Annotated in this window: 23 protein-coding genes; 8 read left to right on the top strand and 15 right to left on the bottom strand. The window is 62.6% G+C overall.

What is annotated here, in order from left to right; all coding sequences use genetic code 11:
• Window positions 1-63: 63 nt before the first annotated feature.
• From P3C29_RS19815 to P3C29_RS19825, 3 genes are all read left to right on the top strand, one after another.
• The gene (locus tag P3C29_RS19815; RefSeq protein ID WP_275965262.1) at window positions 64-939 is read left to right on the top strand and encodes an urea transporter; all 876 of its coding nucleotides are present in this window, start codon (window positions 64-66) and stop codon (window positions 937-939) included.
• Between the two features lie 31 nt (window positions 940-970).
• Entirely contained in the window at window positions 971-1795 is an 825-nt protein-coding gene (locus P3C29_RS19820; protein WP_275965263.1) for an ion transporter, read from the top strand.
• Window positions 1796-1900: 105 nt separating this feature from the next.
• The gene (locus tag P3C29_RS19825; protein ID WP_010166202.1) at window positions 1901-2905 is read left to right on the top strand and encodes a sulfate ABC transporter substrate-binding protein; all 1005 of its coding nucleotides are present in this window, start codon (window positions 1901-1903) and stop codon (window positions 2903-2905) included.
• A gap of 170 nt (window positions 2906-3075) precedes the next feature.
• Here the strand turns inward: P3C29_RS19825 and P3C29_RS19830 are convergent, their stop codons facing one another.
• Window positions 3076-3690, bottom strand: a complete 615-nt coding sequence (locus P3C29_RS19830) for a DUF5666 domain-containing protein (RefSeq protein WP_201125000.1) — start codon at window positions 3688-3690, stop codon at window positions 3076-3078.
• A 178-nt stretch (window positions 3691-3868) separates the two neighbouring features.
• On the opposite strand from P3C29_RS19830, the gene P3C29_RS19835 reads away from it, so the two are divergent.
• Window positions 3869-5065 carry an MFS transporter gene (locus P3C29_RS19835; RefSeq protein ID WP_169385930.1) on the top strand — a complete coding sequence of 399 codons (1197 nt, stop codon included), beginning with the start codon at window positions 3869-3871 and terminating at the stop codon, window positions 5063-5065.
• A 239-nt stretch (window positions 5066-5304) separates the two neighbouring features.
• Window positions 5305-6183 (top strand): LysR family transcriptional regulator, encoded by an 879-nt coding sequence (locus P3C29_RS19840; RefSeq protein WP_275965264.1) that lies wholly within the window; start codon window positions 5305-5307, stop codon window positions 6181-6183.
• 3 nt (window positions 6184-6186) lie between these two features.
• Here P3C29_RS19840 and P3C29_RS19845 read toward each other — a convergent pair whose 3' ends face one another.
• Window positions 6187-7296 carry a cytochrome P450 gene (locus tag P3C29_RS19845; protein WP_275965265.1) on the bottom strand — a complete coding sequence of 370 codons (1110 nt, stop codon included), beginning with the start codon at window positions 7294-7296 and terminating at the stop codon, window positions 6187-6189.
• 74 nt (window positions 7297-7370) lie between these two features.
• Here P3C29_RS19845 and P3C29_RS19850 point away from each other — a divergent pair, with 74 nt between their 5' ends.
• Window positions 7371-8057, top strand: coding sequence for a metalloregulator ArsR/SmtB family transcription factor (locus P3C29_RS19850; RefSeq protein WP_201125005.1), 687 nt, complete (start codon window positions 7371-7373; stop codon window positions 8055-8057).
• Between the two features lie 66 nt (window positions 8058-8123).
• Here the strand turns inward: P3C29_RS19850 and phnP are convergent, their stop codons facing one another.
• The 13 genes from phnP to phnC all read right to left on the bottom strand — a co-directional run bounded on the left by phnP (window position 8124) and on the right by phnC (window position 18568).
• Window positions 8124-8873, bottom strand: a complete 750-nt coding sequence (phnP, locus tag P3C29_RS19855) for a phosphonate metabolism protein PhnP (RefSeq protein ID WP_275965266.1) — start codon at window positions 8871-8873, stop codon at window positions 8124-8126.
• Window positions 8864-9427, bottom strand: a complete 564-nt coding sequence (gene phnN, locus P3C29_RS19860) for a phosphonate metabolism protein/1,5-bisphosphokinase (PRPP-forming) PhnN (protein WP_275965267.1) — start codon at window positions 9425-9427, stop codon at window positions 8864-8866. The genes phnP and phnN overlap by 10 nt, the downstream gene beginning before the upstream one ends.
• A complete protein-coding gene (locus tag P3C29_RS19865) occupies window positions 9427-10575 on the bottom strand; it encodes an alpha-D-ribose 1-methylphosphonate 5-triphosphate diphosphatase (RefSeq protein WP_275965268.1) in 1149 nt (382 codons plus the stop codon). The genes phnN and P3C29_RS19865 overlap by 1 nt, the downstream gene beginning before the upstream one ends.
• Complete coding sequence (gene phnL, locus P3C29_RS19870) at window positions 10565-11287, bottom strand: phosphonate C-P lyase system protein PhnL (protein WP_275965269.1); 723 nt, start codon at window positions 11285-11287, stop codon at window positions 10565-10567. Before phnL ends, P3C29_RS19865 begins: the two co-directional genes overlap by 11 nt.
• Window positions 11284-12057, bottom strand: coding sequence for a phosphonate C-P lyase system protein PhnK (gene phnK / locus P3C29_RS19875; RefSeq protein ID WP_010166179.1), 774 nt, complete (start codon window positions 12055-12057; stop codon window positions 11284-11286). The genes phnL and phnK overlap by 4 nt, the downstream gene beginning before the upstream one ends.
• On the bottom strand, window positions 12054-12920 hold the full coding sequence (locus tag P3C29_RS19880; protein WP_010166177.1) for an alpha-D-ribose 1-methylphosphonate 5-phosphate C-P-lyase PhnJ: 867 nt from the start codon (window positions 12918-12920) through the stop codon (window positions 12054-12056). The genes phnK and P3C29_RS19880 overlap by 4 nt, the downstream gene beginning before the upstream one ends.
• Window positions 12913-13989 carry a carbon-phosphorus lyase complex subunit PhnI gene (locus P3C29_RS19885; protein ID WP_275965270.1) on the bottom strand — a complete coding sequence of 359 codons (1077 nt, stop codon included), beginning with the start codon at window positions 13987-13989 and terminating at the stop codon, window positions 12913-12915. The genes P3C29_RS19880 and P3C29_RS19885 overlap by 8 nt, the downstream gene beginning before the upstream one ends.
• Window positions 13989-14579, bottom strand: coding sequence for a phosphonate C-P lyase system protein PhnH (phnH, locus tag P3C29_RS19890; RefSeq protein ID WP_275965271.1), 591 nt, complete (start codon window positions 14577-14579; stop codon window positions 13989-13991). Before phnH ends, P3C29_RS19885 begins: the two co-directional genes overlap by 1 nt.
• Entirely contained in the window at window positions 14579-15016 is a 438-nt protein-coding gene (gene phnG, locus P3C29_RS19895; RefSeq protein ID WP_201125008.1) for a phosphonate C-P lyase system protein PhnG, read from the bottom strand. The genes phnH and phnG overlap by 1 nt, the downstream gene beginning before the upstream one ends.
• 11 nt (window positions 15017-15027) lie before the next feature.
• Window positions 15028-15732 carry a phosphonate metabolism transcriptional regulator PhnF gene (gene phnF, locus P3C29_RS19900; protein ID WP_201125009.1) on the bottom strand — a complete coding sequence of 235 codons (705 nt, stop codon included), beginning with the start codon at window positions 15730-15732 and terminating at the stop codon, window positions 15028-15030.
• Window positions 15733-15768: 36 nt separating this feature from the next.
• Window positions 15769-16551, bottom strand: a complete 783-nt coding sequence (gene phnE / locus P3C29_RS19905; protein ID WP_010166166.1) for a phosphonate ABC transporter, permease protein PhnE — start codon at window positions 16549-16551, stop codon at window positions 15769-15771.
• A 149-nt stretch (window positions 16552-16700) separates the two neighbouring features.
• Entirely contained in the window at window positions 16701-17702 is a 1002-nt protein-coding gene (gene phnD, locus P3C29_RS19910) for a phosphonate ABC transporter substrate-binding protein (RefSeq protein WP_169385943.1), read from the bottom strand.
• A gap of 32 nt (window positions 17703-17734) precedes the next feature.
• Window positions 17735-18568 (bottom strand): phosphonate ABC transporter ATP-binding protein, encoded by an 834-nt coding sequence (gene phnC, locus P3C29_RS19915; protein WP_201125010.1) that lies wholly within the window; start codon window positions 18566-18568, stop codon window positions 17735-17737.
• A gap of 372 nt (window positions 18569-18940) precedes the next feature.
• Between phnC and P3C29_RS19920 the strand changes: the two genes are divergently transcribed.
• Together P3C29_RS19920 and P3C29_RS19925 are read left to right on the top strand one after the other, a co-directional pair.
• Window positions 18941-19363 carry an NUDIX domain-containing protein gene (locus P3C29_RS19920; protein ID WP_201125011.1) on the top strand — a complete coding sequence of 141 codons (423 nt, stop codon included), beginning with the start codon at window positions 18941-18943 and terminating at the stop codon, window positions 19361-19363.
• A 298-nt stretch (window positions 19364-19661) separates the two neighbouring features.
• Window positions 19662-20015, top strand: a complete 354-nt coding sequence (locus tag P3C29_RS19925; protein WP_275965272.1) for a DUF6124 family protein — start codon at window positions 19662-19664, stop codon at window positions 20013-20015.
• Window positions 20016-20084: the final 69 nt, after the last annotated feature.

The raw sequence follows: 20084 nt of genomic DNA on the forward strand, positions 1-20084 counted from the left end.
GTTCAAATGTGGGAGCTGGCTTGCCTGCGATGGGGGCAACTCGGTCCCTCAGACTCACCCACCATGCCCAACCAACCCTGCCCCGACTGGGCCGAAGCCCTGCTCAACGGCTTCAGCCAGATTTTCCTGCAGCGCCACCCGCTGTGTGGCCTGCTCTGCCTGCTGGCGATCCTTGTCGGCGCCCCGGCCCTGCTCGGCGGCGCGCTGCTGGGTGGTGTCGCCGGGCTGCTGACCGCCCAACGCCGCGCCTATCCCAAGGCCGAGCGCCAGGCTGGCTTATATAGCTACAACGGCGTGCTGCTCGGCTTGCTGATCAGCCAGCACTTCACCTGGTCGGCACTGCTACCGCCGTTGATTCTCGCCTGCGGCGGCCTCAGCGCGATCCTTACTCGCCAATGGCTCAAACGCGCTGCCAACCCCGACGACCTGCCCGCCTACACCGCACCGTTTGTGGTACTCGGCTGGCTGCTGCTCGGCCCCGCTTCGCCCACCGCCTTCACCGCCAGCGAACCCGGCACCTGGGCACTGCTCTGCGCGCCATTTAATGGGCTGGCCCAAGTGATCCTGCTGGACCAGCCCCTGGCCGGCCTGTTGATCGCCCTCGGCCTGCTGCTCGCCAGCCGCCGCGCCGCGTTGTGGGCGCTGGCCGGCGCCAGCCTCGGCGTACTGATCGCCCTGTTGATGAACGAACCCGCGAGCGCCCTGCTCGGGCTGCACAGCTATAACCCGGCGCTGGCCGCCCTGGCCCTCAGCCAGCATCGCCGCCAACCCTGGCTGCCGCTGATCGGCATTCTACTGGCGATCATCCTCACACCCGGCTTCACCGGCCTCAACCTGCCCGCGCTGACCGCACCGTTTATCCTCGCCACCTGGCTGGTGCGCGCCAGTCATCGGGTGATGCAGAAAGCCCGCATGGACAGCCCGTTCGAATCACCCTAGGCTTCGCTGATCTTCAATTCAGGCGGGCTTTATGGACAGCAACAACGACTGGCGTCAGCGGCTCTACGTCATGGTATTCCAAAGCGACACCGTCGCCGGACGGCGCTTCGATGGCATCCTGCTGCTGATCATACTTGCCAGCCTGGTCATCGTGATGCTCGACAGCATCGACCAGATCCACCAGAACTACGCCGATGTGCTGGCCTACATCGAGTGGGGCTTCACCATCATTTTCGCCATCGAGTACGGGCTGCGGCTGTACTGTTCGCCCAAGCCGTTGCGCTATGCCTTCAGCTTTTATGGGCTGGTGGATTTGCTGGCCATCGTGCCCGGGATCCTGGCGCTGTATTACAGCGACGCGCAGTACCTGCTGATTATCCGGATCATCCGGATGCTGCGGATCTTCCGCGTGCTCAAGCTCGGGCCGTACCTCAAACAGGCCAACTACCTGATGTCGGCGCTGCGGGGCAGCAAGCAGAAGATCGTGGTGTTCCTGGTCAGCGTCTGCACCCTGGTGACGGTGTTCGGCACCTTGATGTACGTAATCGAAGGTCCGGAACACGGCTTTACCAGTATTCCCAAGGGCATCTATTGGGCGATCGTAACGCTGACCACCGTGGGCTTTGGCGACATCGTGCCGAAGACCCCGCTGGGCCAGGTGATTTCGTCGCTGGTGATGATCACCGGTTATTCGATCATCGCGGTGCCCACCGGGATCTTCACCGCCGAACTGGCCAACGCCATGCGCGGTGAGCAATTGGAAACGGATTGCCCGGTGTGCAAGAAAAACAGCCATGAGCCCAATGCGGCGTTTTGCTCACGGTGTGGCAGCGCGCTTTTCAAGAAACTGGAATAAGCAAAGTTCTTTTTAATCTTTAAGCGACTATGCGCCCCCCGTTATAGTCGCTGGCATATTGCCCCCATGCGTTTCAAAACCTTCTCGAACAACAAGGAATGAGCAGTGAAAAAACTCGTTAGTGCCTCTCTCCTGGCCGCCGGCCTCGCACTGGCTGGCGTCGTCCAGGCCGCCCCGGTCACCCTGCTCAACGTCTCCTATGACGTGATGCGCGACTTCTACAAGGACTACAACGCCGCCTTCCAGAAACACTGGGCGGCCGAGCATCCAGACGACAAGCTGACCCTGCAGATGTCCTTCGGTGGTTCGAGCAAACAAGCGCGCTCGGTGATCGACGGCCTGCCGGCTGACGTGATCACCATGAACATGGCCACCGACATCAATGCCCTGGCAGACAACGGCAAACTGGTGCCGGACAACTGGGTTACCCGCCTGCCGAACAACAGTGCGCCGTTCACCTCGGCCACGGTGTTCATCGTGCGCAAAGGCAACCCGAAAGCCCTGAAAGACTGGCCGGACTTGCTCAAGGATGGCGTGCAAGTCATCGTGCCAAACCCGAAAACCTCCGGTAATGGCCGCTACACCTACCTGTCGGCCTGGGGTTATGTACTGAAGAACGGCGGTGACGAGAACAAGGCCAAGAAGTTTGTCGGCGACCTGTTCAAACACGCGCCTGTGCTGGACACCGGTGGCCGTGCCGCTACCACCACGTTCATGACCAACCAGATCGGCGACGTGCTGGTGACGTTTGAGAACGAAGCCGAAATGATCGCCCGTGAATTCGGCCGTGATCAGTTCGAAGTGATCTACCCGAGCGTCTCCGCTGAAGCCGAGCCGCCGGTGTCGATCGTCGACAAAGTGGTCGAGAAAAAAGGCACCAAAGTGGCTGCCGAGGAATACCTGAAGTACCTGTGGTCGCCGGAAGGCCAGGAAATCGCTGCCAACAACTACCTGCGTCCACGTGACCCGAAAGTGCTGGCCAAGTACACCGACCGCTTCCCGAAAGTTGACTTCCTCTCGGTCGAGAAGACCTTTGGTGACTGGCGTACGGTGCAGAAGACCCACTTCAATGATGGTGGGATTTTTGATCAGATCTACAGCGGGCAGTAATCCGCTCTAACTGAAGAAATGCAGTCCAGTTTGGGAGCTGGCTTTTGTGAGAGCTGGGCTTGCCCGCGACAGCCTCACCTCGGTTTGTCTGATAGACCGAGGTGCCTGCATCGCGGGCAAGCCCGGCTCCCACACAAGCCCGCTCCCACATTTGTTTCCGTGTTCAGCCGTTACATCGGCGGCGTCACGCCATCCTTGCCCGCCGAAATCGCCTGGGCCGTCACACTCCCATCCGCGCCCTTCGCCGCAAACATCACCACCTTCACCCCAGGTTTCAGCAAGCTGCGATCACCCGGCTCAAGGTTGACGATCGGCACGTCATCCGGCACCACGATCTTCTGCTCGCCGCCCTTGTACTTCACGGTCAATGTCCGGCCATTGCTCACCACCAGGTCACCCACGGTGCCGTTGGTCATGCTGCTGCCTTCCTTCAGGTCGAACGCACGGTGCCCGTCACCTGTGCCTGCCATGGCCGGCGGGAATACGTGGACTTCCAGCGCCGTCAGGGTGCCATCCGCGTTGGGCATGGCCGCCGACCCGATGTAACTGCCAGGCTTGATGTCTTCGATTTTGGCCAGGGTGACGGCGCGCACCAGGGTGTCCTTGGTCAGGTTCACGGTGACGTCCTCACCGCTGTTGACCTTGACGTGCATCGCATCGCCGTCGATCGCGGTAATCGCACCCCGCACGCCCACACGCGGGGCATCCTGGGCCTGGGCGACGCCCACGGTCATCAGCGCGGCCAGGCTTGAGGCCAAGAGCATCTTGTTGAAAGTCATCTTCATGGCAGTCGATTTCCTGTTTATGCAGTTGTGACTGAATGTATCATCGACCTTCAGCCCGAAAGTTAACGTTTCAGTCATTAATGCCCGGCATGAGTGTTATCACCACAAACGGGCTACTCCCGCCCGGGGCCAGTCTTTATGCTCGCTCGCCTCTTTCCTTCGCTTTTATGAGAACACCATGAACGCTACGCCCCACGCTACAAGCACCATGACCCGAGGCATGGTGATGCTGTTTGCGTTCTGTTGCGGCGCCATCGTCGCCAACATCTACTACGCCCAACCGATCATCGAACTGATTGCCCCGGACATCGGCCTCACGCCGGCCATGGCCAGCCTCATCGTGTCCCTGACCCAGATCGGCTATGCCTTGGGCCTGTTCTTCCTGGTGCCGCTGGGCGACCTGCTGGAAAATCGCCGGCTGATGATCATCACCACCGTGGTGGCCATCGCCAGCTTGCTGGGCGCAGCCTTCACCGAACAGCCGAACCTGTTCCTGCTGGTGTCGCTGCTGATCGGCTTCAGTTCGGTGTCGGTACAAATCCTGATTCCCCTGGCGGCGCACCTGGCACCGGCGGAATCCCGTGGCCGAGTGGTCGGCAGCATCATGGGCGGTTTGCTGCTGGGTATCCTGCTGGCCCGGCCTGTGTCCAGCGTGGTGGCTGACCACTTCGGCTGGCGCGCCATGTTCATGGCTGCCGCAGCCCTGATGGCGTTTATCAGCGTGGTGCTGATGCTGACCATCCCCAAGCGCCAACCCGATCATGCCGCCAGCTACGGCCAATTGCTGGGCTCCCTGGGCACCTTGCTGCGCCGCCAGCCGGTGCTGCGCCAGCGGGCGTTTTACCAGGGCTGCATGTTCGCGACCTTCAGCCTGTTCTGGACCGCTGCCCCACTGGAACTGTCCCGCAACCATGGCCTGAGCCAAAGCCAGATCGCCCTGTTCGCCCTGGTGGGTGCCCTCGGCGCCATCGCCGCCCCCATTGCCGGGCGCCTGGCGGATGCCGGCCACACCCACCGCGCCTCACTGCTGGCGATGCTGTTTGCGGCGCTGAGCTTCCTGCCCGCCTTCGTGCACCCGCTGTACAGCGTGATTGGCCTGGCGGTCACCGGCGTGGTCCTGGACTTCTGCGTGCAAATGAACATGGTCCTCGGCCAACGCGCCATCTACGCCCTCGACGCCAACAGCCGCAGCCGGCTGAACGCGCTGTACATGACCAGCATCTTCATCGGCGGCGCCTTCGGCTCGGCGATTGCCAGCAGCGTGTACGAACACGGCGGCTGGCTGGGGGTGATGCTGGTGGGCAGCGCGTTCCCGCTGGTGGCATTGTTGCGGTTCCTGAGTGCATCGCGCCAAGGGGCGGTGGCCACCGCCTAGTCAAACTTACAACCGCACCAACTTCTCCAAAGCCGCATCCGCCAGAAATGACGAGCGGCTTTTTACTTTGTGCTCGACAGAACCTCTATTCCCTCAGGGCATAAATCCTATGCCAACCGACTGTCTTCTACCCTAATCTCCAAGACACCATCATTCCCGCCAGCCATCCCGATAAACCCGGATTAAACTCATCCTGGCGATGCTGCACGCCTTGCCCCACCAATCCACAAGGACACCCAATGGACCGCCTCACCGCCATGGAAACCTTCGTCCACGTCGTCGAGACCGGCTCGTTTTCCGCGGCCGCAAAACGCATGGGCATTGGCCAGCCCGCCGTGTCCAAAGGCATTGCCCAACTGGAGGCCCGGCTGGCGGTCAGGCTGCTGATGCGTTCCACCCGGGGACTGACGCCCACCGAGGCGGGCCTGGCGTTTTTTGAGAAGGCCAAGCGCGCGGTCGACGAGGCCAACGATGCCGACGACGCCGCCCGGGGCGCCAGCAATGGTCTGTCGGGCACCCTGCGCATCAGCGCGGGCGTGACTTTTTGCCGTTTGCAGATCATTCCCAACCTGGGGCCGTTCCTTGAGCAACACCCCGGCCTGAACGTCGACGTCGTACTCGACGACCGCCTGCTCAATCTGGTGGAAGAAGGTATCGACGTCGCACTGCGCATCGGCAACCTGAGTGACTCCGGCCTGACGGCCCGCAAGATTGGCCAAAGCCCCTGCCGGATTTTCGGCACGCCCGCCTACTTTGAACGCCATGGCGAACCCCGCTCCCCGGCAGACCTCCTGCACCACCAGGCGGTGATCTATAGCTTGAGCGAAAGCACCTGCTGGACCTTCACTCAAGGTGCCCATCAATACCCGGTGGTCGCTCACGGACGCCTGCGCGTCACGTCCTCCGAAGGTATTCGCGCTGGTGTGCTGTCCCACCATGGCGTGGCGATGACCGCCGAATGGATGTTCATGCCGGAGATCGCCAGTGGCGAGGTCAAGGCAGTCCTCACCGACTGGGAACTGCCGCCACGGGACTTGTGGGCCGTGTTGCCCACAGGCCGAATGGTCAGTGCCAAGGCCCGGGCGTTTATCGAGTTTATGGAGGGTGTGTTGCGCTGATCCTTACCCGTGAAAGCGCGGAATGCGCCCATTCAGAGACGGCCAGTAACTGAACGCACACGGGCTGCTCAGCACACCTTGCTGACGACGCTGTAAATCCTGGATCGCCTGCGCGGCAATGCTGAGCGCGATTTTTTGACCCGGACACTGATGCCTTCCCAAGCCGAAACTGAAGGTTTGTCGTTGCTGGCGCTCGAGTAAAAATCGGTCGGGTTCCGGGTTCGCCGCAGGATCCCGATTGGCCGACGCCAGCAACACCAGCACAGTGTCTCCAGCCTCCAGAGTGCGGTCGCCAATGGTGCAGCGGCTGGCCACGAATCGTCGGGTGTTCTGCACCGGAGAATCGTAGCGAGCGACCTCCTCGACCAACGCAATGGTGAGGGGCGGCCTACGCTGGACGAGTTCCAGCAGATCGGGGCGCCGATGCAGTGTGACCAAGGTGTTGCCGATAAGACCTGCACTGGCTTCGCAGGTCTGTGACAGCAGCCCGATCAGGTTGGCGATCAATGCGTCAGGGGCTTCCCAGCTACTGGCTTCGTAGTTGCGAAGGATGTGCTCCCGCAACCCTGTTTGCGCCAGCAACCCGCTGAACATTTCCCTTAGCCGGCTCGCCCCGGTGTGCGCATCGCGGATCTGAGTCTCACTGCTCAGCGGTGAAAGGCAGGCGACAAAATCACGTGTCATCCGGGCGACTTCCCCCAGTTGGTCGCCTGGAAAACCCAGCCAATGCGCGACCGCCGACACCGGTAACGTGAACATAAATTCGTTCAAATCAGCCGCCGGGGGACCGATGCGGGTTATGACATCCGCAGTCACCACCGAAGCCAGCGCCGGCTCAATGACCGCCCTGGGGCACCGATGGCCCGCGCCTTCATTCATGCGCATCAATGACGCAAACACCTGCCCCGCCGCGCCTTGCGCAATGGCCGCAGGCACCGGCTCGTGCAGTGGCCGCACCCGGCAATCGGGATGCGCCAGCACCGCCTCGACCATCCTGGCAGTGCTGGCGATCCATAGCCCGAGACCTTCATCGAACAGCAGCTCGCCGTTGAGCCTCAAGCCTGCGTAATACTCATAAGGGTTGTTGTGTGTCGCAGCTTCCAGCGGGGTCATTCAGTACATCCTGTGCCTAAAGAACCGCTACTATCTGCCACCGCACACGGCAACGATTCGTTCAGGAACGAAATATGAATGCCCACCAAGAAGACTCTGCCCTCTCCCGGGTCGCTGGCGCGATTGCGGAACCTGCACGGACCAAAATGCTTTGCGCACTGATGGACGGCCATGCGCGCACCAGCACCGAAATGGCAGTCATCGCCGAGGTCAGCGCCTCCACCGCCAGCGCCCACTTGGCCAGGCTCAAGGATGACGGGCTGGTGAAGCTGCATACTCAGGGCCGGCATCGGTATTACAGCCTCGCAGGCCCTCACGTTGCCCAGGTGATTGAAGCGCTGATGGTGATCAGCCAAAACACTGCAACGGCGTTCGTTGCAACCACGCCCAATCGCTTGCAGTTCGCACGGACCTGCTACGACCACATGGCCGGGACGTTGGCCGTGCGCCTGCATGACCATTTCATCGAGGCCGGCTGGCTGATGGGTGACGGCACCTACCAACTCACGCAAGCCGGTGTAAAAGCGATGACCGAATTGGGTGTTGATGTGCAAGCGCTTCGCGTCCAGCGGCGTCGTTTCGCCTGCTCGTGCCTGGACTGGAGCATGCGCCGCCCGCATTTGGCCGGGGCGCTGGGGGCGGCTTTTCTGCAAAGCGTGATCAGCCGCCAGTGGGTCACCCAGGACCTGGATAGTCGTGCGCTTGGGCTTACGCCAAAGGGGCGAAAAGCACTGACAGGCCAGTTTGGAATAAAGCTTTGAGAACGATGAAGGCTCAATGTGGGAGCGGGCTCCCACATTGGATCTGCGGCGAGTTCAAGAGTTGGGTTAAATCACCCTGCCATCCCAGCCCACGGTGACGTTGCGGGGCAACTCGCGCCGGTGCTGCATCAGCCACGCATCCAGCGTATGCCCCACATGGGTCAGCACGCCCAACTCGGCGCCGACGTCCTCAATGCACTGCAACGCCAGCGTCAAATCATTGTGATTACGGGGCGCCTGCGGCTGGGGCGGCATGGAGCAGTCGAGTACCAGCACATCCAGCGGCTCGCGTTGCAGCCAGTCGCGGGTGGCGGTTGGCAGGCCGACGGTGTCGGTGAGGTAGGCAATGCGCCGCCCTTCGCCTTCCAGCAGATAACCCAGGGTGGGTTTGGAATGCAGCAGCGGCAACGCGGTGACGCTCAGTTCACCAAACCGGCGGGTTTCAAACTCGCCAAACGGCTGGCTGAAATCCAGGATGCCGGGGTGCTTGTACAGGTCGGACAAACCTTGCGCATCCACCGGCCCATGCACCGGAATCACCAGGCCCTGACCCCAGCGCAAGTGCAGCAGGCCTTGGGCGTGATCGGCATGGTAATGGGTCTGGAAAATCCCGTTGAAGCTGCGCGGCGGGAAGCGTTCGGTGAGGTCGGGCAAGCCGCTGTCGATCAACCAGCGCTGGTCGCCGCACTCGATCAACGCGCTGCACGGGCGGCGCCGCAGGCTCTCGTCACTGCGGGCCAGACCACAAGCGGCGCACTCACAGCCATACACCGGGACTTGTCGCGCGTCACCGGTGCCCAGCAGCGTCAGGCGCATGCGGATTGCCCGTCGAGGCAGCGAAGCAGGCGCTCGACCGTGTGTTCCAACTGGCCGGAGTTGTCGAGCAGGAACACGTCCGGTGCACTGCTCAAGCCCTCGGCGAATCGCGCATTGCGCGCCAGCCGCTGATCGATATCGTCCAGGGATTCGCGGCCCCGCGCCAACAAGCGCTGGCGCAACACCGCCTGGTCCACCGTCAGCAACACCACCAGCAGGTTCGGGTAACGCAGCCGGGTCTGCGCCAGATGGCCACGGGAGCCGTTGACCAGCACGTCGTGCCCCGCCGCCAGCCACTCATCAATCTCCCGGGGGATGCCATAGGACAAGCCGTTGGCGTGCCAGCAGAGGGCAAACGCGCCCTCGGCCTCCATCGCGGCAAACTGCGCCGGGCTCACACCCTGAGCGGCTTCGCCCACCGCTTCTGCCGAGCGGGTGATGACCCGCCGCACGATGCGGCAGCCACGCTCGGCCAAACGCGGTCGTGCGGCATCCAGCAGGCTGTCCTTGCCCGAACCCGATGGTCCGATGAGATAGATCAACCTGCCTGCCATCAAAACACCCTCTTCGCTTGTCGCCAGACTTGTTGGACCACGGGCAGTCCGTCGCGGCTTTTTTTCGCTTGCACCAGGTCGGCCCGCAGGCCCAGGGCGATTTCGCCGCGATCGTCCAGGCCCGCGGCGTGTGCCGGCGCCAGGCTGATCATCTTCACCGCCCGGGAAAGATCGCCGCCGTCCTGCTGATCGGCCAGCACGAACGCCGCCTGCAGCAGGCTGGCCGGGTAGTAGTCACTGGAAAGTATATCCAGCAATCCCTCGGCAGCCAGGCCGGCGGCGGCCACATTACCCGAGTGGGACCCGCCACGCACCACGTTCGGCGCGCCCATCAGCACTTTCATGCTCAGCGCCTGGCAGCCACGGGCGGCTTCCAGGGTCGTGGGGAACTCCGCGATGGTCATGCCGTAGCGCGCCGACTCCTCGACATGCGCCAACGTCGCGTCGTCATGACTGGCCACCGACAGCCCGCGCGCCAGGCAATGCTCGACGATCGCCGCACGGTAACGGTCGCTGTACTCCCTGGAGTTGGCCATTTGCAGCACGATGAATGCATCCATGGTCTCGTCGTTGAGGTGGTACTTGCCCATGTAGTACTCACGGTACTTGGATTCGAGCACGAACTGGCGCTGGCCCGGCGAATGGTCCATCACCGACACCAGGCGCACCAGCGGGTTTTCCACCAGGTCGCGGAACACGCTCAACGTGTCCGGGTGGCACAGCTCGCAACGCAGGTGCAGGTGGTGTTCGGCGCGGGTCAGGCCGGCGCCTTCTGCCGAGGCGATGGCATCGAGCATCGCCGGCAGTTTTTTCATGCGGTTGCCCTTGGGATTCACATCGCCGATGGACACCGCGTCGAACACCGTGGTGATGCCGGCCGCGATGATCTGCGCATCATGGCTGAGCACCGCCGAGGTGGACGGCCAGTCCACGCCGGGACGCGGGGTCATGTGTTTTTCCAGGTTGTCGGTGTGCAACTCCACAAGACCCGGCAGCAGGAAATCACCGCCCAGGTCCTGGGCCTGGGGCAGTTGGCTGCGGCCTTCGGCGATGTCGACGATCAGCCCGTCACGCAGCACCACGCTGCCAAGGAACATGCGGTCAGCCGTCACCAGCTGGGCATTACTGAGGATCTGTTCAGCGGGCATGAGCGTATTCCTCTTGGGCAATAGGCGCGGGGGTCATGTCGAAATGGCGGTCGGCGACCGCTTCACGGGCGGCGCGGTCGTGGAAGATGCCGATCAATGCAGCACCGGCGGCCTTGGCTTCGTTCATCAGTTCCAGCACCACCTGGCGGTTGCTGTCATCGAGGGACGCGGTGGGTTCGTCCAGCAGCATCACCGGCCAGGCCACCATGAAGCCGCGGGCGATATTGACCCGTTGCTGCTCGCCACCGGAGAAGGTGCCGGGCGCGAGCTGCCACAACCGCTGGGGGATGTTCAGGCGCGTCAGCAGGTGTTCAGCGCGTGACTGGGCATAGGCCTTCGACCAGCCACGGGCCAGGGCTGGCTCCATCACCACGTCCAGGCAAGCCACACGCGGGATCACCCGCAGAAACTGGCTGACGTAGCCCAGGGTCTGCTGGCGTACCTGCAGAATGTCCCGGGGCTCTGCACCGACCAGCTCCAGCCACTCGCCGGCATGCTGCACACGGATGCTGCCGCCCGCCGGCAGGTAGTTGCCGTACAGGGTGCGCAGCAACGTGCTTTTACCGGCGCCGGACTGGCCGTGCAGCACCAGGCACTCACCGCCCTTCACACTGAATTCCACCCCGCGCAGCACGTTCAGCACCACGCCGTTCTGCTGGTGCAAGGTGAAGGTTTTCGAGAGATCACGGACCTCGATCAAGGCATTCGTCATGGCTGCAATACCGAAGACACCAGCAGTTGAGAGTAAGGGTGCTGCGGATCGTCGAGGATCTGGTCCGTCAGCCCGGATTCCACCACCCGCGAACGGCGCATCACCATCAAGCGGTCGGCCAGCAGACGCGCCACGGCGAGGTCGTGGGTTACGATCACCACGGCCAAATCCAGCTCGCGCACGAGGCCGCGCAACAGGTCGAGCAAGCGCGCTTGCACCGACACGTCCAGGCCGCCGGTGGGTTCGTCCATAAAAACCAGGCGCGGGCTGGAGACGAGGTTGCGGGCGATTTGCAGGCGCTGTTGCATGCCGCCGGAGAAGGTCCGGGGCAAGTCGTCGATGCGCTGCGGATCGATTTCCACCTGGCCCAGCCAGTCCAGACCGGCACCGCGCAGTTGCTGGTAATTGCGTACGCCCTGGGCCATCAGGCGCTCGCCGATGTTGGCGCCGGCCGAGACGCCCATGCGCAAGCCATCCCGTGGGTTTTGCTCGACAAAGCCCCATTCGGTGCGTAGCAAGGTGCGGCGTTCAGCTTCGCTGGCGCTGTACAGATCCAGCCATTCGCCGTCCTTGCCGCGATAGCCGATGTTCCCGGCCTGCGGCGGCAAACGCCCGCTGAGCAACGAGAGCAAGGTGGATTTACCCGAGCCGGATTCGCCGACAATCCCCAGCACTTCGCCGGGGTACAAATCGAAGCTGACGTCCTGGCAACCCTTCTCCGGGCCGTAGAGCAAAGACAGGTCACGTACGTGTAGCAAAGGCTGGCTCACTGGTTGTTCTCCTTGACCCGCTGGGCGCAATACCAGGTGTCGGAACACACAAAACTCTGGGTACCGGCGTCGTCCAGAATCAGCTCATCGAGGAACGATTCATGGCTGCCGCAGATGGCGCAGTTGTGCTCCCACTTCTGCACTTCGAACGGGTGGTCTTCGAAGTCCAGGCTGGTGACCTGGGTGTACGGCGGCACCGCGTACAGGCGCTTTTCGCGACCGGCACCGAACAGCATCAGCGCCGGGCTCATGTCGAGTTTCGGGTTGTCGAATTTCGGGATCGGCGATGGGTCCATCACGTAGCGCTCGTCCACCATCACCGGGTAGGCGTAGCTGGTGGCGATATGGCCGAAGGTGGCGATGTCTTCGTAGAGCTTTACGTGCATCACCCCGTAATCATTGAGGGCGTGCATGGTGCGGGTCTCGGTTTCCGACGGTTCGATAAAGCGCAGCGGCTCCGGGATCGGCACCTGGTAGACCATGATCTGGTCGGCCTGCAACGGGGTTTCCGGGATGCGGTGGCGGGTCTGGATCACCGTGGCGTCCGGGGTGCTTTCGGTGGTGGCAACCCCCGCCGTGCGCGCAAAAAAGCGGCGGATCGACACGGCGTTGGTGGTGTCGTCGGCGCCCTGGTCGATGACCTTGAGCACATCATCGGCCCCCAGAATCGCGGCGGTCAGTTGCATGCCGCCGGTGCCCCAGCCGTAAGGCAGCGGCATCTCGCGACCACCAAACGGCACCTGGTAACCGGGGATCGCCACGGCCTTGAGCAAGGCGCGGCGGATCATGCGTTTGGTCTGCTCGTCGAGGTAGGCGAAGTTGTACGCCGGGTCGCGCGCAGGCGTTTGAGTCAGGTCATTCATGGCGGGTGCCCTCGGCCGGTTGGCGCAGTTTGCGGATCAGTTCCAGCTCGGACTGGAAGTCCACGTAGTGAGGCAATTTGAGGTGGGACACGAAGCCCGCCGCTTCGACGTTGTCGCAGTGAGACAACACGAACTCTTCCTGCTGGGCCGGCGAGACGATCTCTTCGTTGAACTCGCTGGCCCGCAGCGAGCGGTCCACCAGGGCCATGCCCATGGCCTTGCGCTCGGCATGCCCGAACGCCAAACCGTAGCCGCGAGTGAACTGCGCCAGCTCGGTCGCCGAACCGACGAACTGGTTGACCATCTCGCACTCGGTGACTTCGATGCTGCCCAGGCAGACCGGGAAACCCAGCTCTTGCGGGTCGATCCACACCTCGACCTCACCGATGCGAATCTCGCCGGCGAACGGGTGGTTGCGGCCGTAACCGCGCTGGGTGGAGTAACCCAGCGCCAGCAGGAAACCTTCATCACCACGGGCCAGGGCTTGCAGGCGCTGGGCACGGTTGGCCGGGTATTCCAGCGGGTCGCGGGTGATGTCGGCGACGCTGCCGCTGTCGTCGGACTCGTTCTTGATCAGGCCTTCTTTAGCCAGCAAACCCAGGACTCTCGGGCACGCCTCCAGGGTCGCATCCGGCGTGGTGTGCGGGCCCGGGTATTCACCTTCGGCCAGCAGCGCGAAGTCCAGCAGGCGATGGGTGTAGTCGAAGGTCGGGCCCAGCAGTTGCCCGCCCGGCACGTCCTTGAACGTCGCCGACAAACGCCGGCTCAGGGACATCTGCGCGGTATCGATCGGCAGGCTCGGGCTGAAGCGTGGCAACGTGGTGCGGTAGGCCCGCAGCAGGAAGATCGCTTCCACCAGGTCCCCCGCCGCTTGCTTGATCGCCAGCGCGGCCAGTTCGGTGTCGTACAGCGAGCCCTCGCTCATCACCCGGGCGACCGCCAGTGGCAGTTGCTCGCGGATCTGCTCCACGCTCAATTCAGGAATGGCCGTATCGCCCCGGCGTTTTTTCGCCAGCAGACGGTGGGCATTGTCGATGGCCTGTTCGCCACCCTTGACGGCTACGTACATCAGGCACGCTCCTGTGCAATTCGGGTACTGCGGGGCAGGCCGATCAGGTGATGGCCGGCGGCGAACAACACGTCCAGGCCACGGGGAAACGTCTCGCGGCGCTGGCGTTCCAGCCAGAAGGCCTGGGGCACCGGCAGGTTGACCTGACGCTGGGTCTTGATTCCTGGCCCGCGCCAGTTCAAGGCGCGACCGGCTTCCAGGTCGGTCAACTGGACCAGCAAGGTGCAGGACTGATCGGGGTAGCGATCATTGCCGTGGTCGAAGCCGCTGAGGTCGAGCAGGTCCTGCTCACCGAGCAAGGCGAACGCGGCCTCTTCACGGTTGGCGGTCAGCGGGCAGCCGCAGTGGAAGGCCAGGTTGGCGCGAATCAGCGGCGTGTCGAAACTCGGCGCCAGCCACAGCGGCGTGTCCGTATCCAGCAACGCCAGGCACAGCGCATAGGTGGCCGGCGCCAGGCCTTCAAGGCTGGGGGCAGCGGGCAAGGACTGGATCAAACCGGGCTCGGCGAGGGCCTTGAGGGCCCCGCGAAAACCGCGCTGGGCGTCCAGCACCGGGTCTACAAACGCCGGTTGCAAGCGTTGGGCATTCATCAGTTTTCTCCTCGAACCAGGGTGAAAAACTCGACCTTGGTGGCGGCGGTATCGGCCTCTTTTTGCGCCCGGCGTGCGGCCTGCGCGTTGGCCAGTGAGCGGATCAGATCGCTGAGCCAGAGACTCGGGTGCGCGCCCTGCAAATGCGCATCCGCCAGGGCCGCCAATTCGGCGTGGACCTTGTCGCGCCCGGCCAGGTAGCTGTAGCCGGTGCGGCCGTCGGCCAGGCGCACCACGCAACGGGTCACGCTCATTTCGCCGACGTTGAACGGCGCGCCATTGCCGCCCATGCGGCCACGCACCAGGGTCATGCCGATTTCCGGGGCGCGGATCAGTTGGTAATCCACGTCGCGCAGGGCGTCTTCATGGGGCAGCAATTCACTGCGAAAGGCGCGGGCGAGCACGCCGATCCAGTGTTGACGCGGGGACAGGTTCATCAGGGTCTCCATCAGGTCACCACTTGGTACTGGAAGCGATCCGAACGGCTGGTGGACTGCGCCAGCTCCACCGGGCGGCCGTCGCGATCGCGGGAAAGGGTAAATACGGTGAGCGCCGGCAAGTGCCGGGGCATCATCAGCAGCGCGGCTTCGTCGCGGTTGGGTAACCGCGCGCCGATCAGGCTTTGGGTGCGGGTCAACGGCATGTCGCGTTCACGCAGGTAGTGGCGCAGCGAGCCGCCGTTGTAGTCCGCCAGCAGCGGCGCATGGCTGGCGCAGTAGCGGTGGCGGATCAGGCTGACCGGCTGGTGGTCGAGCTTGCGCAGGGTTTGCAGCTCGATCATCGGCGCCATCTCGGCGATGCCCAGTTGTTGCGCCTCGTCGCGACTGGCGAAGCAGTAGCGGCGCTTGAGCAGCAGCGCTTCCACGCCTACGCCCTGGGCCGACAACGACTGGCTGTAGGAGGTCTCGGCGCCCATCGGGTAAATCAGCGGGCGGTCGAGCACTTGGGTGCCCTTGCCCTGGCGGCGCAACAGGCTGCCTTCGAACACCAGCTCGTCGATGGCGCGGCGCAGGGTGTGGCGGTTCACGCCAAAGCGTTCGGCCAATTGCACCTCGCCCGGCAGGAAGTCCCCGGCGTGATAACTGCTCAGTTCACGGCGCAGGATATCGGCGAGTTCGCGGTACACCGGCTCATCTTGTCTAGACAACTGCATGCTTAAAAAAAAGCGCCCAAGGGCACCCCTCCGTCGTCAGATGAACTGCTTGCGCAGGCGTTGGGACAGCACGTCGATACAGCTCACCACCACGATGATCACCAGCAGCACCGCGCAGGTCTGCACGAACTGAAAGGCGCGGATGTTCTCCCACAGGATCACGCCGATACCGCCGGCACCGACCATCCCCACCACCGTCGCCGAACGCACGTTGGCCTCGAATCGGTAGAGCGCGTAGGACACCCACAGCGGCATCACTTGCGGGATCACGCCGTAGATCACCTCTTGCAGGGCACTGGCGCCGGTGGCTCGGACGCCTTCAACGGGGCCCGGGTCGATGGCTTCGACGGCTTCGGCAAACAGCTTGGCGAGCACGCCGGTGGTGCTGATCCACAAGGCCAGGACACCGGCAAAAGGACCGAGGCCGACCGCGACCACGAACAACATCGCGAAGACCATTTCGTTGATCGAACGGAACGCATCCATCACCCGGCGCAACGGCTGGTGAATCCACCAGGGCGTGATGTTCTCGGCGCACAGAATGCCCAGCGGCACCGAACAGACAATCGCCAGCACCGTGCCCCAGAGGGCGATCTGCACGGTGACGATCATCTCCTTGAGGTAGGAGCGCCATTCGTGGAAGTCCGGCGGGAAGAAGTCGGCGGCGAAGGTCGCCATGTTTCCGGAGTCGCGGTACAGCGCCAGCGGGTTCATTTCGGCGCCGTGCCAGGCCCAGGCCAGCAGGACCAGGAACAGGCCCCAGCCCAGGTATTGCGGCCAAGTCCTTTTGCCCACTGCTTCAGCATGCAAGGTAGTCATGGGTCACTCTCAGTAAATGTGGTAACTGGGCTTGTTGTGGCGAGGGAGCTTGCTCCCGCTGGGGTGCGAAGCGCCCCCAAAAAGCCGACTCCAGCTGCGCTGTCGAACGGGAGCAAGCTCCCTCGCCACAAACGCCTTCCTCCACAGGATCAGCCGTTGGCTGCGGTCTTCTTGTCCAGTTCGGTGATGCGCTCTTGCAGCTTCGCGAGGTCGGCGTCGATGTCGGCGAGTTTCTTGGCCTTGTCGGCGGCTTCCAGGTGGTCGTCGGCGCTGATGGTGGTGCGCTGCTTGAACAGCTCCAGTTGGCGGATCGGCAGCAGTTGGTCGTCGCTGGACTTGAGGAACTTGCCCAGTTGCATGTTCTTCAGCACGGCCTTCTCTTCGTCGGTGTCACCGTAGTTGGCGAAGAAATCGCGGATCTTGGTTTTCTCGCTGTCGCTCAGGGCCTTGCTCCACACCATTGGGTCGGCGGGGATCAGCGGCGATTTCCAGATCACTTTGAGCATGGCGGCCTTGTCCGGCTGGGTGACTTCCAGGCGGTCCCAGCTTTCAGTGTTGAAGGTGGCGACGTCCAACTGCCCTTTGGCCACGCTCAGTGCGTTGACTTCATGGCTGGAGTTGAGGGTGCGTTTGAAGGCGGTGGCAGCGTCGACGTGGTTCTTGGCGAACACGTAGTAGCCGGGTACCAGGTAGCCCGAGGTGGAGTTCGGGTCACCGTTGCCGAAGGTCAGGTTCTTGGCGTTCTTGAGCATGTCATCGACGTTGTTGATCGGGCTGTCCTTGCGCACGATCAGCACGCTCCAGTAACCGGCGGCACCGTTGGCGGCGGCGGTCTGGGCGAAGATTTCGCCGTTGGAGCGGTCCACCGCTTCCATCGCCGCCTTGTTGCCCAGCCAGGCCACGTCGACCTTGTTGAAGCGCATGCCCTGGATCAGGCCGGCGTAGTCGGAGGCGAAGGTGGCGTTGATGGTGAGACCGGTCTTCTTGTGCATGTCATCCAAAAATGGCTGCCAGATGCTCTTGAGGTTCTGCGAAGACTCGGTGGACATGATGCCGAAATTGATCGCCTTGTCGGCGGCCTGGGCATTGCCCATGGCCACGCTGGCTAGCAGGACTGCGGACAGAAACACATGACCGATACGGTTCAACATGGAGAGGATTCCTGTGGGTCGTTATTGGGGTTTCAAGCGCGGGCCAGGGCCAACCGTGCGGGGACGACGGGTGTGCGGGTCTGGTCGGAAAACATCAGGCTGGTGTCGACATCGGCACCGTACAAATCATTGAGGAACTGGCTGCTCAGCTCACTTGCGTGGCCGTCGAAATGAATCCGCCCGCCCTTGAGCGCCACGGCTCGGGGGCAATAACGCATGGCGTAATCTACCTGGTGCAGGGTGACCACCACGGTCTTGCCGTCGCGGCCATTGATGTCGGCGAGGATCTCCATGACCTTGCGCGCCGATTCCGGGTCGAGCGAGGCGATGGGCTCATCGGCGAGGATGACTTCGGCGCGCTGGGTCAGGGCGCGGGCAATCGCCACGCGCTGCTGCTGGCCGCCGGACAAGGTGGAGGCGCGTTGTGCGGCGAGGTCTGCCAGGCCGACGCGGGCCAGGGATTCCATGGCGAACTGTTTTTCCTCGGCATTGAACAAACCGAGGTTGCCGCGCCAGCGCGGCATGCGGCCCAGGCAACCGAGCAGCACGTTGTCGAGCACACTCAGGCGATTGACCAGGTTGAACTGCTGGAAGATATAGCCGATGTCGGAGCGCAGGCGCCGCACCTTGCCATTCAACCGGCCGCTGGCCTGCACTTCCCGGCCCAGCACCTTGACGCTGCCGCCGTTGCTCTTGTCGCAACAAGCCAGGCCCGCGAGGTGGCGCAGCAAGGTGGACTTGCCGGAGCCGGAAGCGCCAATCAGCGCGACCATCTCACCGGTGGCCACGGTGAGTTCGAGGTCGACCAGTGCGGACTTCTTCGCAAAGGTCTTGTTCAGATGATCGACATGGATAGCTGGAGTCATGGGCTTCTCTGTCTGGTTGAACAGCCGTCCGTGGCTGCGTTTGAGTTCAAACGACAGTAGGCGCGGGCTGTGTCAGCCCTATGACTTGCACATGACTGGAGTAAAACCGTTTGATGAAGGTTTGATGAAAGGTTGGAGCTGACGCTGAATACCTAACCTGTGGCGAGGGAGCTTGCTCTCGCTGGGCTGCAAAGCGGCCCCAAACCCGGGTGACACGGTCTGTCGGATGTACCGACCGAGGTGGCTGACTTGGGCCTGCTGCGCAGTCCAGCGGGAGCAAGCTCCCTCGCCACAAGGTCTTCACCCGGCATTGAAAATGTGCCGGACTGTGGTGCAATAGCTGGCTGCGAATAGGTGCAAGAGGGAAACGTGATGGGAAAAGACAAGGCATGTCCGGTCGTTCTGCGAACCCGTCAATCGCTGGAAATCCTCGCATTCAAACACCCACTGGCCGGCCTTCAACTGGTCAAGGGCAGTGTGGAGCCTGGCGAAAGCACCGACGCAGCTGCGATTCGGGAATTACAGGAAGAAGCCGGGATAACCGGCAAGGTGATACGTGACCTGGGCACTTGGCACTCAGCGTCCACGGGGCATACATGGGCCTTTCACCAATGCCAGGTCGCGCAAGAGCTGCCAGATACCTGGACTCATTTCACAGAAGATGATGGAGGCCATGAATTCCAGTTCTTCTGGCACTCACTAGCGAGCGAACCGTCAGAAGAGTGGCATCAGGTGTTTAAAGATGCCCTGGAGTTTCTAAAGCCGCGTCTTGCCGAAGTATCGCTTCAGGAATAATCAAGATCCCGGTAGATCGGTGATTTTTCCTACGATCTCTATGGCTTGCAGCAGCCTTAACTCGCCGCTAGCCTCTCCAAGTCGCTGCTCATCAGCGATCGGGTTTGGTCGCCCGGGTTAGAATGGCGCACAGTGCCGCGCAAGCGGCATTATCGTGTTCGCTTTATGGCGAGCTGTGCGTGGGAGGGCCCTGGCCCTGCCGGGTTTCCATTCCCTGGTCGACCAACCTGCGTACAGCTCGCCACCCTCCTGCTTGGTCGCAGATGTGGTGAGCTCCAATTGAATGGAGAGTCATTGCATGTACAAAGTCACGCCCAATCCGCCAGAAACGTCTGGCTCCAAGTCTGAAAAAACCAAGCTTCAGGACGCCGCCCAGCGGGCTATCGATCACTACCTGAAACCCGCCGAAACCAAAGCGTCCACCAATCAAAAAAACCACTTCAGTCTGTTCACCGTATCAGCCAACGTTGAAACGGAAGCACTGCTGAGCAACGCCTACGAAACACTCCAGTCTGCCAATGCAATGGCGTTGGACCTTTCCGAAAACATTGATGGCAAAGACCGCAGCCTGATATTGGCGATGCAGCAGTTGCTGGAGCTGGGATTGTTGTTGGTGGATAGAGCGCTGGATCGAGAGTGCCCGGTTGCCTGATCAAAACCGAAATCCAACTGGCAACATAAATCCAATGTGGGAGCGGGCTTGCTGTGGTGAGGGGGCTTG

Origin of the sequence: Pseudomonas sp. 1912-s, assembly GCF_029269205.1 — a bacterium.
Taxonomy (GTDB): Bacteria; Pseudomonadota; Gammaproteobacteria; order Pseudomonadales; family Pseudomonadaceae; genus Aquipseudomonas.

Coding starts and splice junctions, on each gene's coding strand:
- phnN (WP_275965267.1), bottom strand. CDS start 9,427: ATGGCAGGCAGGTTGATCTATCTCATCGGACCATCGGGTTCGGGCAAG.
- phnP (WP_275965266.1), bottom strand. CDS start 8,873: ATGCGCCTGACGCTGCTGGGCACCGGTGACGCGCGACAAGTCCCGGTG.
- P3C29_RS19815 (WP_275965262.1), top strand. CDS start 64: ATGCCCAACCAACCCTGCCCCGACTGGGCCGAAGCCCTGCTCAACGGC.
- P3C29_RS19850 (WP_201125005.1), top strand. CDS start 7,371: ATGAATGCCCACCAAGAAGACTCTGCCCTCTCCCGGGTCGCTGGCGCG.
- phnG (WP_201125008.1), bottom strand. CDS start 15,016: ATGAACCTGTCCCCGCGTCAACACTGGATCGGCGTGCTCGCCCGCGCC.
- phnH (WP_275965271.1), bottom strand. CDS start 14,579: ATGAATGCCCAACGCTTGCAACCGGCGTTTGTAGACCCGGTGCTGGAC.
- P3C29_RS19835 (WP_169385930.1), top strand. CDS start 3,869: ATGAACGCTACGCCCCACGCTACAAGCACCATGACCCGAGGCATGGTG.
- phnC (WP_201125010.1), bottom strand. CDS start 18,568: ATGACTCCAGCTATCCATGTCGATCATCTGAACAAGACCTTTGCGAAG.
- P3C29_RS19820 (WP_275965263.1), top strand. CDS start 971: ATGGACAGCAACAACGACTGGCGTCAGCGGCTCTACGTCATGGTATTC.
- P3C29_RS19880 (WP_010166177.1), bottom strand. CDS start 12,920: ATGAATGACCTGACTCAAACGCCTGCGCGCGACCCGGCGTACAACTTC.
- P3C29_RS19920 (WP_201125011.1), top strand. CDS start 18,941: ATGGGAAAAGACAAGGCATGTCCGGTCGTTCTGCGAACCCGTCAATCG.
- P3C29_RS19865 (WP_275965268.1), bottom strand. CDS start 10,575: ATGCCCGCTGAACAGATCCTCAGTAATGCCCAGCTGGTGACGGCTGAC.
- P3C29_RS19925 (WP_275965272.1), top strand. CDS start 19,662: ATGTACAAAGTCACGCCCAATCCGCCAGAAACGTCTGGCTCCAAGTCT.
- P3C29_RS19845 (WP_275965265.1), bottom strand. CDS start 7,296: ATGACCCCGCTGGAAGCTGCGACACACAACAACCCTTATGAGTATTAC.
- P3C29_RS19830 (WP_201125000.1), bottom strand. CDS start 3,690: ATGAAGATGACTTTCAACAAGATGCTCTTGGCCTCAAGCCTGGCCGCG.
- P3C29_RS19885 (WP_275965270.1), bottom strand. CDS start 13,989: ATGTACGTAGCCGTCAAGGGTGGCGAACAGGCCATCGACAATGCCCAC.
- P3C29_RS19840 (WP_275965264.1), top strand. CDS start 5,305: ATGGACCGCCTCACCGCCATGGAAACCTTCGTCCACGTCGTCGAGACC.
- phnE (WP_010166166.1), bottom strand. CDS start 16,551: ATGACTACCTTGCATGCTGAAGCAGTGGGCAAAAGGACTTGGCCGCAA.
- phnD (WP_169385943.1), bottom strand. CDS start 17,702: ATGTTGAACCGTATCGGTCATGTGTTTCTGTCCGCAGTCCTGCTAGCC.
- phnL (WP_275965269.1), bottom strand. CDS start 11,287: ATGACGAATGCCTTGATCGAGGTCCGTGATCTCTCGAAAACCTTCACC.
- phnF (WP_201125009.1), bottom strand. CDS start 15,732: ATGCAGTTGTCTAGACAAGATGAGCCGGTGTACCGCGAACTCGCCGAT.